14 protein-coding genes are annotated in these 17250 nt (G+C 40.2%); 5 read left to right on the top strand and 9 right to left on the bottom strand.

Going from position 1 to position 17250, the window contains the following annotated elements:
- Position 1: 1 nt before the first annotated feature.
- The 7 genes from L1S31_RS12545 to L1S31_RS12515 form a co-directional block, all read right to left on the bottom strand.
- Complete coding sequence (locus L1S31_RS12545; RefSeq protein WP_236465079.1) at positions 2-769, bottom strand: ABC transporter ATP-binding protein; 768 nt, start codon at positions 767-769, stop codon at positions 2-4.
- Positions 769-1515 carry an MlaE family ABC transporter permease gene (locus tag L1S31_RS12540; RefSeq protein WP_236465078.1) on the bottom strand — a complete coding sequence of 249 codons (747 nt, stop codon included), beginning with the start codon at positions 1513-1515 and terminating at the stop codon, positions 769-771. The genes L1S31_RS12545 and L1S31_RS12540 overlap by 1 nt, the downstream gene beginning before the upstream one ends.
- Before the next feature lie 115 nt (positions 1516-1630).
- Positions 1631-2482 carry a glycosyltransferase family 2 protein gene (locus L1S31_RS12535; RefSeq protein WP_236465077.1) on the bottom strand — a complete coding sequence of 284 codons (852 nt, stop codon included), beginning with the start codon at positions 2480-2482 and terminating at the stop codon, positions 1631-1633.
- Positions 2483-2581: 99 nt separating this feature from the next.
- Positions 2582-3223, bottom strand: a complete 642-nt coding sequence (locus tag L1S31_RS12530) for a WG repeat-containing protein (protein WP_236465076.1) — start codon at positions 3221-3223, stop codon at positions 2582-2584.
- A gap of 351 nt (positions 3224-3574) precedes the next feature.
- Complete coding sequence (locus L1S31_RS12525; protein ID WP_236465075.1) at positions 3575-4099, bottom strand: methyltransferase; 525 nt, start codon at positions 4097-4099, stop codon at positions 3575-3577.
- Positions 4100-4138: 39 nt separating this feature from the next.
- The gene (locus L1S31_RS12520; protein ID WP_236465074.1) at positions 4139-5197 is read right to left on the bottom strand and encodes a 3-oxoacyl-ACP synthase III family protein; all 1059 of its coding nucleotides are present in this window, start codon (positions 5195-5197) and stop codon (positions 4139-4141) included.
- Between the two features lie 122 nt (positions 5198-5319).
- Positions 5320-5700 (bottom strand): group III truncated hemoglobin, encoded by a 381-nt coding sequence (locus L1S31_RS12515; RefSeq protein ID WP_236465073.1) that lies wholly within the window; start codon positions 5698-5700, stop codon positions 5320-5322.
- Positions 5701-5871: 171 nt separating this feature from the next.
- Between L1S31_RS12515 and L1S31_RS12510 the strand changes: the two genes are divergently transcribed.
- The 3 genes from L1S31_RS12510 to L1S31_RS12500 all read left to right on the top strand — a co-directional run bounded on the left by L1S31_RS12510 (position 5872) and on the right by L1S31_RS12500 (position 9253).
- Positions 5872-6300, top strand: a complete 429-nt coding sequence (locus L1S31_RS12510; protein ID WP_236465072.1) for an Hsp20/alpha crystallin family protein — start codon at positions 5872-5874, stop codon at positions 6298-6300.
- 292 nt (positions 6301-6592) lie between these two features.
- Positions 6593-7318 (top strand): hypothetical protein, encoded by a 726-nt coding sequence (locus L1S31_RS12505; protein ID WP_236465071.1) that lies wholly within the window; start codon positions 6593-6595, stop codon positions 7316-7318.
- A gap of 165 nt (positions 7319-7483) precedes the next feature.
- A complete protein-coding gene (locus L1S31_RS12500) occupies positions 7484-9253 on the top strand; it encodes an AAA family ATPase (protein WP_236465070.1) in 1770 nt (589 codons plus the stop codon).
- A gap of 163 nt (positions 9254-9416) precedes the next feature.
- Here the strand turns inward: L1S31_RS12500 and gcvP are convergent, their stop codons facing one another.
- A complete protein-coding gene (gcvP, locus tag L1S31_RS12495) occupies positions 9417-12260 on the bottom strand; it encodes an aminomethyl-transferring glycine dehydrogenase (RefSeq protein WP_236465069.1) in 2844 nt (947 codons plus the stop codon).
- Positions 12261-12413: 153 nt separating this feature from the next.
- Here gcvP and L1S31_RS12490 point away from each other — a divergent pair, with 153 nt between their 5' ends.
- Positions 12414-13232 (top strand): UbiA prenyltransferase family protein, encoded by an 819-nt coding sequence (locus L1S31_RS12490; RefSeq protein ID WP_236465068.1) that lies wholly within the window; start codon positions 12414-12416, stop codon positions 13230-13232.
- Between the two features lie 53 nt (positions 13233-13285).
- Complete coding sequence (locus tag L1S31_RS12485; RefSeq protein WP_236465067.1) at positions 13286-15205, top strand: zinc-dependent metalloprotease; 1920 nt, start codon at positions 13286-13288, stop codon at positions 15203-15205.
- A gap of 1 nt (position 15206) precedes the next feature.
- Here L1S31_RS12485 and L1S31_RS12480 read toward each other — a convergent pair whose 3' ends face one another.
- Positions 15207-17234 carry a M3 family metallopeptidase gene (locus tag L1S31_RS12480; RefSeq protein ID WP_236465066.1) on the bottom strand — a complete coding sequence of 676 codons (2028 nt, stop codon included), beginning with the start codon at positions 17232-17234 and terminating at the stop codon, positions 15207-15209.
- Positions 17235-17250 lie beyond the last annotated feature (16 nt).

Here is a 17250-nt window from a genome sequence, read left to right as displayed (position 1 = left end):
TTTATTCGTCTTCCTTGTTCTGTGCTTTCCTGATTTTTTTGAAAAGATTGGAAGAGTAGACAAAATCTACAACCGCTTCATTATCGGTTTTGAAAATCTCTTTTTTGCTTCCTTCCCAGGCCAGAATCCCTTCTTTGAGGAAAACAATCTTTTCACCAATTTCCATCACCGAGTTCATGTCGTGGGTGTTGATAACAGTTGTGATATTGTATTCTTTGGTAATTTCCTGGATAAGGTTGTCAATCACAATTGCCGTTTTTGGGTCAAGCCCCGAATTGGGTTCGTCACAAAATAGGTATTTCGGATTGTTTACAATGGCGCGCGCTATGGCAACACGTTTCTGCATTCCTCCGGAAAGTTCAGATGGTTTCTTTAGGTTTGCATTTTGAAGGTTAACCCTATTGATAACAAAATTGACGCGTTCCTTAATTTCCGCAGCCGATTTGGTAGTGAACATCTTCAACGGGAAACCCACATTTTCTTCAACAGTCATGCTGTCAAACAAGGCACTTCCCTGAAAAACCATCCCGATTTCGGTACGCAGTTCCCTTTTATCGGCATCAGAAAGCTCTGTATAAATCCTTCCGTCAAAGGCAATGGTTCCTTTGTCCGGAGTATGGATTCCCAGCAGGCTTTTAAGCAAAACCGTTTTTCCCGAACCACTCTGCCCGATGATAAGATTGGTTTTCCCGGTCTCAAAAGTGGTGGTAATCCCTTTTAGGACTTTGGCATCGCCAAATGATTTCTCAACATTTTTTACTTCTATCATTAGGTTAAAAGTAATTGCGTTAATATATAATTCACTAAAATTATCGTAACCGATGTCCACACGAATGAAACCGTACTTGCCTTACCAACCTCGAGCGCTCCGCCCTTCATATAATAACCGTGAAAGGAAGGAATGGTTGCCAAAATCAAGGCAAAAACAAAGGTTTTGATAAAAGCATACGTAATGTGAAACGGAATAAATTCCATCTGAAGCCCGCTTATAAAATCGGTACTGTTTCCGAAACCGCCATAAACGCTGGCAATGAAACCACCGGAAATTCCCAGAAACATTGCAATTCCAATCACAAAAGGGTAGAGCAGCAATGCTATCAGTTTTGGAAAAACCAAATAATTCAAGGAATTGACACCCATTACCTCAAGTGCATCAATTTGCTCGGTAACGCGCATGGTTCCTATACTTGACGTAATGAACGAACCCATTTTCCCTGCCATGATTATCGAAATGAATGTAGGTGCAAATTCGAGGATGATTGACTGCCTGGTCGCAAAACCGATAAGGTATTTCGGGATTAACGGATTGGTAAGGTTCAACGCAGTCTGGATGGCCACAACGCCACCTACGAAAAACGAAATGAATGCTACGATTCCAAGTGAGTCAATAATTAAATCATCGATTTCCTTAAAGATTAAGCTTCGCATCACCGACCATTTTGTAGGCTTCCTGAAAATTTCAGCAAGCATTAAAAAGTATCTTCCGATTTGCGATAAATAACGAACGAGCATCATAGGTTTAAAATAATGTCAAAAATAGCTATAAGTTATGACCCGAGAAAAATAAAAACCCTTTATTTTTTGAATTGACGAAGCAGTTATGGGTTATGAGTTATGAGTTTTTTGGAAATTAGAACAGCTTTTCCTTCATCTTTTTCCAACGGTAGTTCCTGATGAATTGTGCCTGCTCTTTAGTAACCAAAAGTGGCTTTTTTGCCGATTGGGCTTTTCGGAATCCGTTGAGGTAATCCAGGAAAAGCATTGGTTTTCCTTTTCGCATCGCCAATTTTAAGGATGCGATGGAAGTAATTAAAAATCCGTAACCCAAACTGTAAAACGCCTCGCCTTGTTTGTAACGCGCTTCTTTGTTGTAATTGGCTCCTGTTGGTTTCAGGTGCTTTACCTTTAAGGATTCATCGGTAACCACTTTCCAATTGTAGAATTTGCATAATAATTCGTCAACAGTATCCCAACCCATAGCGGGTTTCAAACCGCCAATCTGCTCAAAGCATTCCTTTCGGTAAGCTTTGAAAGCACCACGGATATGGTCTTTATCAGTCAGGTTTTCCAAAATCCAGTCACCGTTTTTATGAATATAGGCAAATCCGCCCACCATTCCGATGGTATCGTCAGATTCAAAATGTTTTATAATGGTTTCAAAATAATTGGTTGGAAAGATAAGGTCGGCATCAGCTTTTACGATAATATCGAAATCGGTATCAATCGTTTTATATCCATGATTAAAAGCATTAATCACCTTGCTTCCCGGTAAATGCTTGGCTTCTGATTGTAGGCGTATCGATGAAAACAGATTGGGGAACCGTTGAATGTATTTGTCGATAACCAGCTGCGTACCATCTATGGAATTGTCATTGACAATCAGTACATTTTTGGGCAAAACACTTTGGACTGTAAGGGAATGAAGGGTAAAGTCGATATCCTTTTCTTCGTTATGTGCCGGGATGATTATCTGATAATTCATTAGTGCCTTATAGGTTGTGTAAAAGTATAAATTTGAAACATAAAAAAAGGATTTCCGTTAAGAAATCCTTTCTAAATTCAAATTCTAAAAACTACCAACTTACTCGGCATTTGCCACTTCAGTCGCTTTCTTTTTGCCTGTAAAGGCTTCAATATTGTCATAGATTACCGGAATAACCTCTTTACCGGTTTTGTCGATAAATCCAAGTTTCTCTTTTCTGTTTTTTACCAATGCCCAATTTTTCCTGACACCGTCAAATTTGGATACTTCAGTATATTGCACCGGAACCGCGATATTCCCGTCTTTGTCAATAAATCCTTTTAAACCCTGGCTTTCTACAAGTATCCATTCTTTGGCATAATCGCCAAATCGTCCAACTTTGTCATAAATAGGCGGAACGATTTCTTTTCCGGCTTCGTTCATGAAACCATATTTTCCATCCTTGATGATCATGGCCCAACCCGAATTGTACTCATCGTAATTGTCGATAGTCTGGTATTTTGGTTCCACCACAATTTTGCCACTTTTATCAACGAAACCGTATAGGTTTTCCAACTCTACTTTAGCCCAATTTGGGTGCATTTTGTCAAAGTCATCAATTGCATTATATTTTGGCGGAATAACTTCTACTCCGGACTCATTTATAATTCCGAATTTTTCATCAGATTTAACAATAAACAACTTTTGACCGAAAGAGAAAGTGACTACAGTCAACATTGAAAAAGTAAATAATTTCTTCATAATAATAGATTTTAGGGTTATGTTTTATTTCGAGTCAAACATACAGGTATTGTCGACAAAATGACAAATAAAATCGATGAAATGCACTATATTTGTTAAAAAGTAAGAATTCATTATATAAAAAACTTACAAGAGTTATATATTCTAATTTCTAATTTTAACAGTTTTTGGTACAGATTGCGATTTCTTAAAAAACTGCATTTTACTCAAAAAATTAACAATCCTGTAAGTCTACTTTTACGGCAGGAACATCAGGATTCTGAAAATCAAATAATTACGAAAAAGCTCTAAAAAAAGCATAAAAAAACCACCTGATTCAGATGGTTTTAGATAAAAAACTAAAAGATGGAACTATTTCACCTTTTCAGCATAAATCATATAATATCTTGGTGTGAAATATCGCAGCAAAGGGCGTATGCCTAATTTCTTTACAGGATGGGTAAATTGCTGCCTGTCGATGATTTTCCAGCCGGTCTTTTCCAAAAGCCAGTCGAGCTGCCAGTCTTCGAATTCGTGGTAATGTCGGTCCCATTTGTCGGTTTTGCTTCGGTAAGCCGAAGAAAACCATAAACGAAGTGGAATGGATATAAGCAGTTTATCGCATTTTACATTTTCCAAAACCGTATACGGGTTCAACAAATGCTCAAAGATTTCGAATGCGGTAAACACTTCATAACTTTCATTCTGCAAAGCCGTTTGGTCATTGTCCAGATCCTCGCCTTTGGTATTGATAACGGTAAACCCATTTTCTTCCATGATTTTGGAAAACGGATTGGGAACTCCAAGGTCAAAAATGGTCTCAGAGGTTTTGATGTGTTTCTTTAAAAAGGCTAACGTTAAATTGAAGCGTTTGCTTGGATAGGTCTTCTCGTACATGAGTTGCAAAGTTACAAAGTTGCAAAGTTACAAAGTTTATTACATTTTATAAACGATGGCATTGATATTCATTCCGGCACCTACAGATGCAAAAAGAATAACATCGCCTTTATGCAGGCTTTGGTTTTCAATCTGGCCTCTGACTAAGGAATCGTACAAAGTGGGAACTGTTGCGACACTCGAATTCCCCAATTTATGGATGCTCATCGGCATGATGCCTTCCGGCGGTGTCTGGCCGTATAATTTGTAAAAACGGTGAATTATGGCTTCGTCCATTTTTTCATTGGCCTGATGGATCAATACCTTTTTGATGTCTTTGATGTCAACACCACTTTTGTCAAGGCATTCCTTCATCGCTTTGGGTACATTGCTCAAGGCAAATTCATAGATTTTCCTTCCCTGCATTTTGATGTAACGAACATCAGGGTCATGGGTCTTGTTGAAAGAATTCCCAAAATACAGATAATAGGCTTCATCATAGGTAAAGCTGGCAGTTTCGTGTGCCAATATTCCGGCATCATCCTCTGTGGTTTCTATAATTGTTGCACCGGCACCATCAGAATAAATCATGCTGTCGCGGTCGTGCAGGTCAACGACACGGGAAAGCGTTTCTGCGCCAATCACCAAACATTTTTTTGCCATTCCGGCTTTGATAAACGCCTGTGCCTGAATGACGCCTTCCACCCAACCCGGACAGCCAAAAAGCATATCATAAGCCACGCATTTTGGGTTTTTTATACGCAAATCAAACTTAACCCTTGTAGCGAGGCTCGGAACCAAATCGGTTTGAATGGCACCTTTACGGACGTTCCCAAAGTTGTGGGCAAAGATGATATAGTCTAAGGTTTCGGGATCGATATTAGCGTCTTCAATCGCCTTTTTGGCAGCAATGGTGGCGATGTCTGAAGTCAGCAAATCATCGGTAACATATCTTCGTTCCTGGATTCCGGTAATTTCAAGGAATTTCTCGGCAACAATATCGTTCGGATGTGGAAAAGGCGTTCCGTCATCATTCAAAAAAACATGTTGTGCAAAATCCTTGTTGGATACTATTTCTGTTGGAATGTAACTTCCGGAGCCCGTTATTTTGATATTCATTATTTTCAATATTTCGTTGCCAAATTATTAATAAAAATAATTATTCTTTGAGCAATTTGCAATTAATTGAAAAATATTGTGAATAATTTAAAAAACGAGGAATATTATTGTTGAACTAACAATTATTTATCTTTTTCCTGTGCGATTTTTATCTGCATAATGGTGGCAATGCTCAGTGCCTGCGTTTTGATTTGTTCCGCTTTTTCACCTTTGAAGTGCTCGTCAACCGTTTGGTAGAAATGGCCGAGCCAGATTTTGAACAGCTCGGGAGTCAGGTGCTCTTTAGCGTTGATATCCAAATGGATTTGCGTGAGGTTCCGCGTATAACCGCCAGTCCCTAATATAGCCTGTGACCAGAACGTAACCAAAATAGGTAAATGTTCCTCAATATGGATTTTCACCACATCGGTAAAGATGTAGCTGATGGCGTCGTCCGCCAATAGTTTTTTGTAGAATTCGTCTACGAGTAAATATAAATCGTCCTGGTTTTGGATGTCGTGCATGCTGTGCCTGGTTTGTGTGTCAAAAGTAATTAATTTATAGGCGTCAATCCTGAAATTTTTTCAGTCATCCGCTGTCAATCTGACATTTTGAGGATGCTTAAACCCTGGTTTTTGCCTCTGGTATTTTTTTTGAGGAAAGAGAATCATGTTTAACTTTAAATTTTATATATCATGGACTTAGTGAAAAGAAGCAACAATTCAGCTTTTCCATCTCTATTGGATGAAATTTTTAAGACTGACTGGAATGGCGGAAGCCAAAATTATTACAACACGCTCCCAGCAGTAAACATCAAGGAAAACGACACCACTTTTAAACTGGAGGTGTATGCTCCCGGACTTGCAAAAGAAGATTTCAAGGTAGAGATTAGCCAAAAGACCTTAACGGTTTCCAGTGAAAAGCAATTTGAAAATGAGGTGAATGAAGAGCAGTATTCCAGAAAGGAATTCGCTTCCACCTCGTTCAAAAGGACTTTCAACCTGCCTGAAACGGTTAATTACGACGCCATCGAGGCCAGCTATGACAATGGTGTCTTAAACATTTCCCTGCCTAAGCGCGAGGAAGCGTTGCCAAAACCAAAAAGGCTGATTGAAATAAAATAAGTTTTAGTTAGAGCAAAGAAGGCTTTCGGATCATTTCCGGAAGCCTTTTTTATTTGTAATAGGGTGTGTTTCCAAGTGGTTTTATCCAGGGTGTGTCCGATGTGTGTCCGATGTGTGTGCGATGTGTGTCCGATGTAAAGGGGGTTTTAATCGGACACACATCGCACACAACCCGAAGGCATCCCGAACACATGTTGACCAAGACTGGCACAGTTTATGAGAAAAACCACACTACAGCCTTAACCAAGGCAGTTAGGCAGCAACCATTGTTTAATTTAAACCGAACGGGATTATGGCAAACCTACACCACAAACAACAACTGCAGGGACTGATTGGCCCGCTGTATGTGCGCAGCCTGAATGGCAAATCGATAGTGCAGACCCGCGCGGTCAACCCGAAGCAAAGCCAGGGTACGCGGGCGAGTTCCACGAATTTTAAATATGCGGTGGCGCAATCAAAAGCAATTCGGAATGCGTTGCGTCCTTTGCTGCTGGTGGGCACCGACCCGTATGCCAGCCAACGCCTTACCGGAGCCCTGCACAAAGCCTTTCATTTCCCACAGGGATACCAGGAACACCTGACGTTGTTCTCGGCGGACTTGTCGGAGTTGGTGGGGTTTGAATTCAATGCTAACACCAGGCTGCAGGACTGCCTGCCGATGGCACTGCCTTTTACCATTACCGAAAATGATACTGTGCAACTGCCCGAAGTGGCGATAGCACCGATAATTCCTCATTCAATACCAATGCACTATATAGGCGCTGAGCTGGCAATATTGGTCGTAGGCTTTCCTGCGGAAGGCGGAAGGAATGTGATGACCGAGGTCTTTGGTTTTGAGCTGCAATCGCATGGTCCTACTAACATCACGCTGGAAACCCAGCCGTTCCCGGAAGGTACCCGCGTTATCGTAGCGGCACAGCTGCTGTTATGGGACCACCGCACGGTGCTGGGGGATAAGAATTATTGTAATAGTAAACAGTTTAACCCGGTGCAGGTGGTGTTTACGGGGGTGGTGTAGGGGAGAAAAAATCTATAGGCACGGATTACAAATCCGCGCTGTCCGGGTTGCAAATCCGCGCTATCGTTTTTTTTTTAAATAGGTGGAAAATATTAGGTTGAAAATTAGATTCTTGAAGCAATTTTGTTATAAATTGTAACATATATTATTTCAAAATCTATCCAGATGAAATTTAAGAAGTTTATTATTAATGGTTATCGAGGTATCAGTGAGATTACAGAAATTGACATTTCTAAAGAGTCCCTAATTCCTATAATTGGAAAAAACGAAAGTGGGAAAACTACGTTTTTAGAAGCAGTTTTTGCTTTCGATCACTTCAATGATTCTAGAAATGGAGGAAGACATCTAGATAATGTCACAAATTTATATTCAACCGCAATAAAACCTGTTATAGTTTCAGCGGAAATAGAATATAATGGGTTTAAAAAAATTGAAAACATTTTTGAGGAATCGTTAAAAAAGTTTACAAATTTATATTCTGAAACCTTTGACGCTAAATTTAGTTTAGAAAAAATCGACTTTAATGATGATAGTGTAAAATTAGAAAATTGGGAAGAAGTAAAAGGATTAAAAATACTTAAACAAATAAGTTCTTCAAATAACTTGGTTATTGATAGAGATTTGAAAACAAAAAAGTATTCTATAAAATCGTTTGAGGGACAAATATCAGAGGATGTAGCTGATAAAATTTGTAGAGAAATTGTTCGTAAATTACCTTATGTTCTATATTTCGATGATTTTCATGATCGACTACCCGAAGAACTTCCCATTAATGAAGATGGTGATAGCGATTGGATTGAATATATAGAAGAACTTTTTAAGCAAACTGACGCATCTTATAGTGTCTATGATTTACCAAATAGAGAACAAAGTGTTAGGTATAGTATTATTAGCGATGTTCAACAAGAACTAAATAGTAAATTACTAGAGGAGTGGAGTAAATATAAATTTGAGAAAACAGAAAATATAAGTGTTAAAATCGATTATCTTCTTAAGGAAAATGTACCTCATTTAATTTTCAATATTGTAGAGATTATTTTGGTGGATGGGAAACCAAGAGACAGACATTTTAAGATTTCACATAGGAGTAAGGGATTCTATTGGTATATTAACTTTATGATTAAACTTCACTACAATCATGATAAACGTGAGGAAGACGATAAGGATACAGTTTATTTACTTGATGAACCAGGATCATATCTACATACTTTTGCCCTAAATAAATTAGTTGAACAGCTTAAAAATCTTTCTATAAAAAATAAAGTCATATATTGTACTCACTCACATAATTTATTAAATCCGGAATTTGTTCCAATTAATTCCATTCGATTAGCAGAAAAGAATAAAGATGGAAAAATTGTTTTAGATAGATTAAATCATAAAGGAATAGTAAGGCCGAAAAATAATTCTGCTTACCAATCAATATTTGATGCTCTAGAGGTTCGCCCGCCATTAATCGAATTTGATTATAATAATATCGTTCTGTTAGAAGGAATTTATGATTATTATTGTTTTAAGATGTTTACAGGAGATAAACTTACTTACTTCCCTTGCGTCAGTGCATCTTCTGTACTTAATCAAATTCCTTATATGATATTTTTAGGGAAAAAATATTTAGCATTATGGGATAACGATTCTGAAGGTAGGGCTAGATTAAAAAAAGCCGTTGAACTTTTTGGAGAAGTTGAAGGCAGAAAATTTATGACGTTGGATTTAATCGAAGGAAAAAATAATACAAAGTTGGAAGACTATTTTGATCTTTCTGAAGTTCAATCTTATTCTGATTTAAAGGATTTATCTAATAAAGATCTTTTTTGCAAATTTGTATTGAGTTTATTTTATTCAAAAAATAGAGAAAAAATAATTAATAAACATTTTAAAAATACAAAGTCAAATTTCAAAACAATGGAAACAAAATTAATTGGCTCATTATAAGTTGGTGATTTTGATGATTTTCCAAGAAAATGTGTAGTAACTTGTCGATTATAGACAAGTCGACTACCAAAGATAAAATTTTTCTAAACAATTTGTAGCAATAAAAAAAGCCCCGGTTAATCCCGAGGCTTATTATCTTTTGGCTAATGCCTTATTAGTTATTTTACATATACGCTTCAATCGGAGCACAGGAACAAATCAAATTCCTATCGCCATAGGCATCGTCTACACGGCGTACGCTTGGCCAGAATTTGTTGTCGGCAATGTAATCCAACGGATAGGCTGCCTGTTCACGGGTGTATGGCATGTTCCAGTCGTTTGACGTCAGCATTGCTAGAGTGTGCGGAGCGTTTTTCAATACGTTGTTGGCGTCTTCGGCAGTGGCTGCGTTAATTTCCTTCCTGATGGAAATCATCGCGTCACAAAAACGGTCCAATTCCGCCAAGTCTTCTGACTCTGTTGGTTCTACCATAAGCGTTCCTGCTACCGGGAATGAAACCGTTGGTGCGTGGAAACCATAGTCCATCAAACGTTTTGCGATATCGGTAACTTCAATTCCGTTTTGTTTGAACGAACGGCAGTCCAAAATCATTTCGTGTGCTGCGCGCCCCATTTCCCCTGAGTATAAAACAGGATAATGTTCTTCCAATCGGGCTTTGATATAATTTGCATTCAAAATGGCGTGTTGTGTGGAGCTTTTCAAACCTTCGGCACCCAGCATCGTGATGTAACCATACGAAATCAGACAAACCAAAGCAGAGCCATAAGGCGCAGAAGAAATCGCTGTGATTGCTTTTTCACCACCCACCTGAATCACAGGGTTTGTTGGTAAAAACGGAACCAGTTTGTCGTTTACGCAGATAGGTCCAACTCCAGGTCCACCACCACCGTGTGGAATGGCGAAGGTTTTGTGAAGGTTTAAGTGGCACACGTCAGCACCAATCGTAGCCGGATTGGTCAAACCAACCTGTGCATTCATATTGGCACCGTCCATATACACCAAACCGCCATTGTCGTGGATGATTTTGGTAATTTCACAGATAGCACTTTCGAAAACCCCGTGAGTAGAAGGATAGGTTACCATCAAACAAGACAAGTCGTCTTTGTGCTCAATCGCTTTTGCCCTTAAATCTTCCACATCGATGTTCCCGTTTTCCATGGTTTTGGTTACGATGATGTGCATTCCTGCCATCGCCGCAGAAGCCGGATTGGTTCCGTGAGCCGAAGATGGAATCAGGCATACATTTCGGTGGTTGTCGCCACGGGATAAATGATACGCACGGATTGCCATTAAACCGGCATATTCGCCCTGCGCACCAGAATTAGGCTGCAATGTAGTCCCTTGGAAACCGGTTACTACATTCAGTTGTTGCTCTAGTTTTTTAAGCATGATTTGGTAGCCTTCCACCTGCTCGATAGGTGCGAATGGGTGGATGCTGTTCCAGTTTGCCATAGATAACGGCAGCATTTCGGCAGCAGCATTTAGTTTCATCGTACACGAACCTAACGAAATCATCGAGTGGTTTAACGACAAGTCGCGACGCTCGAGTTTTTTGATATAACGCATCAATTGGGATTCCGAATGATGGTTGTTGAATACTTCATGCGTCAGGAAATCAGAAGTCCTGATAGACGCAACAGGGATATTATTGTTTGCTGCCAAAGCCGTAACCTTGAAAGCTTCTTTTCCGGTTGCTTCCGCAAAGATGGCAATGATTTGGTTGATGTCGGCAGTCGAAGTCGTTTCGTTTAGCGAAATAGAAATCGTTTCGGCATCCGCATAAAAGAAATTCACTTCGTTTTTCTCGGCAATTGCCTTTACTTTATTTGCATCCGCTTTCACTGAAATCGTATCAAAGAAAGCGGTGTTGGTTTGGTATACGCCCAATTTATTCAAGGCATCCGCCAAGGTTACTGCCGAAGCGTGTACTTTATCGGCAATGTATTTCAGTCCTTTTGGACCGTGGTACACTGCGTACATTCCCGCCATAACAGCCAATAAAACCTGAGCGGTACAAATATTTGAGGTTGCTTTTTCACGTTTGATATGCTGCTCACGGGTTCCTAAAGCCATACGTAGTGCACGCTTTCCGTTGGCATCGATGGAGACACCGATGATCCTTCCCGGCATCGAACGTTTGTATTCTTCTTTGGTCGCAAAATATCCTGCGTGCGGTCCGCCGTAACCCATTGGGACACCAAAACGCTGAGTAGTTCCCACCACTACTGAAGCTCCCATTTCACCTGGTGAAGTCAATTTCACCAATGATAAGATATCGGCAGCAACAGCAACCCTGATTTCGTTTTGATTTGCTTTAGCGATAAATGCGCTGTAGTCATTTACCTGTCCGTATTTCCCAGGATACTGTAAAATAGCCCCGAAGAAATCGGTAGAGAAGTCGAAATCCTCATGGTTTCCTACCACTAATTCAATGTTTAGCGGAGTGGAACGGGTTTGTAATATGGAAAGTGTTTGTGGTAAAATCTCTTCTGAAACGAAGAACTTGCTTATGTTGTTTTTCTTCTGGTCACGCGAACGAACGTCGAATAACAATGCCATTGCCTCAGCAGCAGCAGTTCCTTCGTCCAGTAAGGATGCGTTTGCGATTTCCATTCCTGTCAATTCAATTACCGTGGTTTGGAAATTCAGAATCGCTTCCAATCGTCCTTGTGCAATTTCTGCCTGATAAGGTGTGTAGGCAGTATACCAACCCGGGTTTTCAAAAATATTCCTTTGGATTACCGCAGGGACAATCGTTGGGTGGTAACCCAAACCGATGTACGATTTGAATACCTTATTCTTTTTGCCCAGTTCATGTATGTGCTGTGAATACTCATATTCGGTCATTGCCGGTTCCAACTGCAGATCGTTTTTCAAACGGATGTCGTCCGGAATGGTTTCATAAATCAGCTGGTCAAAAGTTTCAACTCCTATGGTTTTGAACATGTGGTTAAGGTCGCTCTCACGTGGACCTATGTGGCGTAATGCAAATGCGTCTGTTCTCATTAAATGATAAGTTCTTAGTGTAAATAAGTGTGTTGTTTTTAACGCCAACAAAAGTAATTATTAAAGTCTAAATTTTAGGTTAAAAAGGATGCATTTTTTTGGTTTTTTTCAACTAAAAGGATGGCTTGTTAACATAATGCGTATTTTTGTTGGATGGGTATATTTAAGAGGCTTCTCGACTTTTATATCAACAGCAGCATCCATGTGTCGCTGGCGGTCTATGCTATGGTAAGGATGACCGGATTTATGTTTGGGATAAACGATATCCATCCGTCTGCGCTGTTTGCTTTTTTCGGAACCATAGTCGCTTATAATTTTGTCAAATACGATGCACTTGCCCGAAGGCAGAAACAGCAGATGCGTACCGAATTAAAGTTGATCGCAGGCCTGAGTTTCGTTTCTTTTTTAGCTGCTGCATATTTCTTTTTCCAATTATCGCAAACTACTAAAATCATTGCATTTGCATTCCTGGTATTGACGATGCTGTATACGCTCCCGTTCTTTCCCAATAGGAAAAATGCACGGAACTGGACTGGTGTCAAAATTTATATGGTAGCGCTTTGCTGGGTTGGGATTACCTTGTTCCTGCCTGTGATTGACGCCGGCATCCCGATTAGCTTTGTCATGTTCATGGTGGGTTTGCAGCGGTTTATACTGATTTTTGTATTGATATTGATTTTTGAAATCATTGATTTGAAGGTGGACGACCTGAATTTAAAAACCGTTCCGCAACAGATAGGAGTGAAGAATACTAAAATCGTTGGAAGCATCCTTTTATTGGTTTTTGTGGTGGCTCCTTTTTTTATCACAACGTTTCCTGCTCCGGCAACGTATGTCAGGATTGGCATTGCAATTACTACCTTTCTTTTTCTTCTTTGTGCCAATGAGGAACGGTCTAAATATTACACTTCCTTTTGGGCAGAGAGCATTCCTATACTTTGGTGGGTTTTGGTTGTGGTGGTTTTTGGGTGATTATTGATATATCAAATATTTTATTTAAATTTGGATACTAATGATCAATTACTATGAAAAAGATTTACCTATTGTTATTGCTCACCTCGCTAACGTCCTTTTCACAAGTCCTAGAATGTGGTGTCAGCAGTGTTTCAGATATTAATGATGAACTCCTTCGCAGGCAAACCCTCGAACAACTAAAGGCGGCGCCCAATCAGGTCAATGGGAATGGCATTACTTATGTTCCAATCAAAGCCCATTTGATTGGAGAGGATGACGGTTCGGGCTATCTTGATTCGGGCAGTATTAATAAGGCACTTGCCCGTTTGAATAATGAATTTTATGAGATAAATGTCCAGTTTTATTTTAGTGGTACCGACTTTAACCGATATCCAAACAGCGATTTGAATGATGGTGATACTACTTTTACCGACAATGCCAACTTCTCCAATAGCAATGGGCATAACAATGCGATTAATGTTTATTTTACAAGGGTGCTGCTGGTAAATGGTACTACTGCGGGAGGACTTTCTCCGGTGTCTCCAACACAGCAGAGCCAGAACAGGATATGGTACCGCAATACATCGGTTATGAACGGCAAGTCCTTTGTTCATGAGTTTGGGCATTTTTTCGGGTTGCAGCATACCTTTTATAATTCGGCAAATCCGGTGATTGCCAACCGTGAATTGGTAACGCGTGATTTTGATGAAGTAGCGCCGCGTATTGCGGCGAATTGCGATTTGAAAGGCGATTTCCTTTGTGATACGCCTGCCGATGCGTACGGAAGCCCCAATACCGATATGAATTTTTGTATTTATTCGGGCACGGCTACTGATGCCAATGGCGATACATTCACTCCCGATTTAACCAATTATATGGCGTACAATACCTGTGTGCCTTATATCTTTACCGAGGGACAATACGCGCGAATGCGCGACGGAACGTTGCTTTTGCACAATCCATCCAATACGTATACGCTTGATGCTCCTGAGACTTTACAACCCGCACCATCCAATTTAACAGCTATCGCCGATGCTTATGGCGTAACCCTTACCTGGACAGACAATTCCAACCTTGAAACAGGTTATATGATTGAGCGTGCTTCGGCTGTTGGAGGTCCTTATAGAGTTGTTGCCGGTACTGCAGAAAATGAAACGATGCTCGAACATGTCCCTGCAGTTTCCGGAGAGCAGAACTTTTACAGGATCAGGCCGTCAAATTCAATAAACAGTTATTCTACGGTTTCCAATGCAGTAGTTTCCGATTTCTATTGTGCCAATTATTCGGCGCAATCCTGCAGTATGCCTGCACCGCAAATCCCGGCATTGGTCATAGACGATTTTACGTTGTTCAGAAGTGGGGATATACTAATGCAAAACCTGAATTCCGGTTGTTCAGAAGGTGGAATAGCAGATTATTACAATGCTTTTTCAGCACCGGTAGCTACAGGCGAAACACTCGATTTTACTGTCAGTTCCCGTGCTGCAACAACAGGAGGCGTGTTTGCAGTAGTAGTTAATTTGTATGCCGATTGGAATCGGGATTATGATTTTGATGATGCTGGAGAATTGCTTTTCGCAAGTGGCTCTTCGCCACTTGGGGTTTCCGGAAGTTTTCAAATTCCTTCAGATGTTGCGATAGGAGATTACAGGATTCGGGCAATTTTGACCAATACGGTAAACCATATTGAGCCCTGCTACATTTTTAGTGGTGAAATAGAGGATTATAAACTTACTGTGAATTCGTTGTCGAATGCACAATGGAATTCAAATACGATGGCCATTGCTCCCAATCCGGCAACGCAAATCCTCGAAATACAATCGGATATCAATCTGGACAGATTAATCATTACCGACATGACCGGCAAAATCGTTTTGAACGAAAATACCAATGCCAAAAAGGTAAACGTTGGGATGCTGGCTTCGGGAATTTATATTATCCAGGCCTTTGCCGGAGAACAAAAATTCCAGGCAAAGTTTGTCAAACAGTAAGCTAAATCAATCCCGCTCTTTTTAATAAAGCTTCCGGTTTTGGTTCCTGTCCACGGAAACGCTTGTAAAGTTTCATTGGCAGTTCTGTTCCGCCTTTTGACAATACATTTTCCTTGAATTTTGTAGCCACTTCCTTGTTGAAAATCCCTTTTTCCTGAAAATAGGCAAAGGCATCGGCGTCCAATACTTCAGCCCATTTGTAGCTGTAATATCCTGAGGAATAGCCGCCTTGGAAAATATGCGAAAACGAAACGCTCATGCAGTTTTCTTCTACATCAGGATATAAATTGGTGCCTTCAAAAGCTGTTTTTTCAAATGCCTTTACATCGGTAATCGTGTTTGGATTGTTGCTGTGGAAAGCCATGTCAAGGATTCCAAAACTCAATTGGCGCAAGGTTGCCATGCCTTCCAGAAAGCTTGCACTTTCCTTGATTTTATTGACAAATTCCTGTGGGATGATTTCTCCCGTCTCGTAATGTTTGGCAAAAATAGCCAAAGCTTCCGGTTCGTAGCACCAGTTTTCCATAACCTGGCTTGGCAATTCGACAAAGTCCCAATACACCGAAGTTCCCGATAAACTTGGATACGTTGTATTGGCTAACATTCCGTGTAAGGCGTGGCCAAATTCGTGGAATAAGGTTGTCACTTCATTAAAGGTTAGGAGCGAAGGTTTGCTGTCGGTCGGTGGCGTAAAGTTGCAGACGATTGAAACATGCGGTCTTTCGTTAACACCATCCTTGATATATTGTGGTTTGAACGAGGTCATCCAGGCACCGTTTCGTTTTCCTTTTCTTGGGAAGAAATCGGCGTAGAAAATCGCAACCAGTTTTCCTTCGAAGTCCAAAACCTCAAAAGTCTGCACATCTTCATGGTATTTTTCAATGTCAAAAACTTCCTTGAACGTGATTCCGAATAATTTTTCGGCAACTGTGAATGCTCCGTTCAAAACATTTTCAAGCTTGAAATACGGTTTTAGTTTTTCGTCATCAAAGTCGAATAATTTTTGTTTCAGCTTTTCCGAATAGTATGCGCCATCCCATTTTTCGAGTTGGTCAATTCCATCAAGTTCTTTGGCAAAGGCAGTCAGTTGTGCAAATTCCTTTTGCGCTGCAGGTTTAGCCTTAGCCAGTAAATCATTCAGGAACGATTTTACTTTTTCGGGAGTCTGCGCCATGCGCTCTTCCAAAACAAAATCGGAATGCGTTTTATAGCCTAACAGATTGGCGCGTTCAAAACGCAGTTTGGCAATCCTTAATGTGATTTCCTGGTTGTCGAATTCGTTGCTTTGAAATGCTTTTTTTCCGTTGGCAATGGCGAGTTCCTTGCGCAATTCACGATTGTCGGCATAGGTCACAAACGGAATATAGCTTGGGTAATCCAAAGTAAACACCCAGCCTTCGAGGTTTTTTGATTTTGCCAGGCTTGCAGCAGCTTCGATGGTTCCTTCGGGCAGGCCTTTTAATTGCAATTCATCGTTGATGTGCAATTGGTAGTTGTTGGTTTCGGCCAAAACATTTTCGCCATACGTCAGTTTGAGTTTGGCGAGTTCGGTATCAATTTCACGTAAGCGGGACTTTTTATCGTTTGAAAGCAAGGCTCCATTTCTTGAAAAGCTTTTGAATTTTTTGTCCAATAAAGTAGCTTGTTCCGGACTTAGTTTTAACGAATCCCTTTGTTCGTAAACCGCTTTTACGCGTTTGAACAACTCTTCGTTTAGTGCAATATCATTGCTGAAAGCCGTTAGCAGTGGAGAAACATCCTGCGCAATTTTCTGCATTGCGTCACTGGTTTCAGCCGAATTCAGGTTGAAGAAAATAGACGAAAGCCTATCCAACGCTTCACCAGAAAAGTCCAATGCTTCGATGGTGTTTTCAAATGTTGGCGTTTCAGGATTGTTGGTAATGGCATCTACTTCAGCGCGTGCTTTGGCGATATTTTCCTCGAAAGCAGCTTGGTAATCCTCTAATTTAATCTGGCTGAAAGGTGCCGTATTGTGTTTTGTAGTAAATGTTTCTGTTAAGATTTTCATGGTATAATTCAAAATG

The organism is Flavobacterium wongokense, from assembly GCF_021608265.1.
Taxonomy (GTDB): domain Bacteria; phylum Bacteroidota; class Bacteroidia; order Flavobacteriales; family Flavobacteriaceae; genus Flavobacterium; species Flavobacterium wongokense.
The sequence above is the reverse complement of the archived record's forward strand: the minus strand, read 5'-3'. Positions and strand labels throughout refer to the sequence as shown.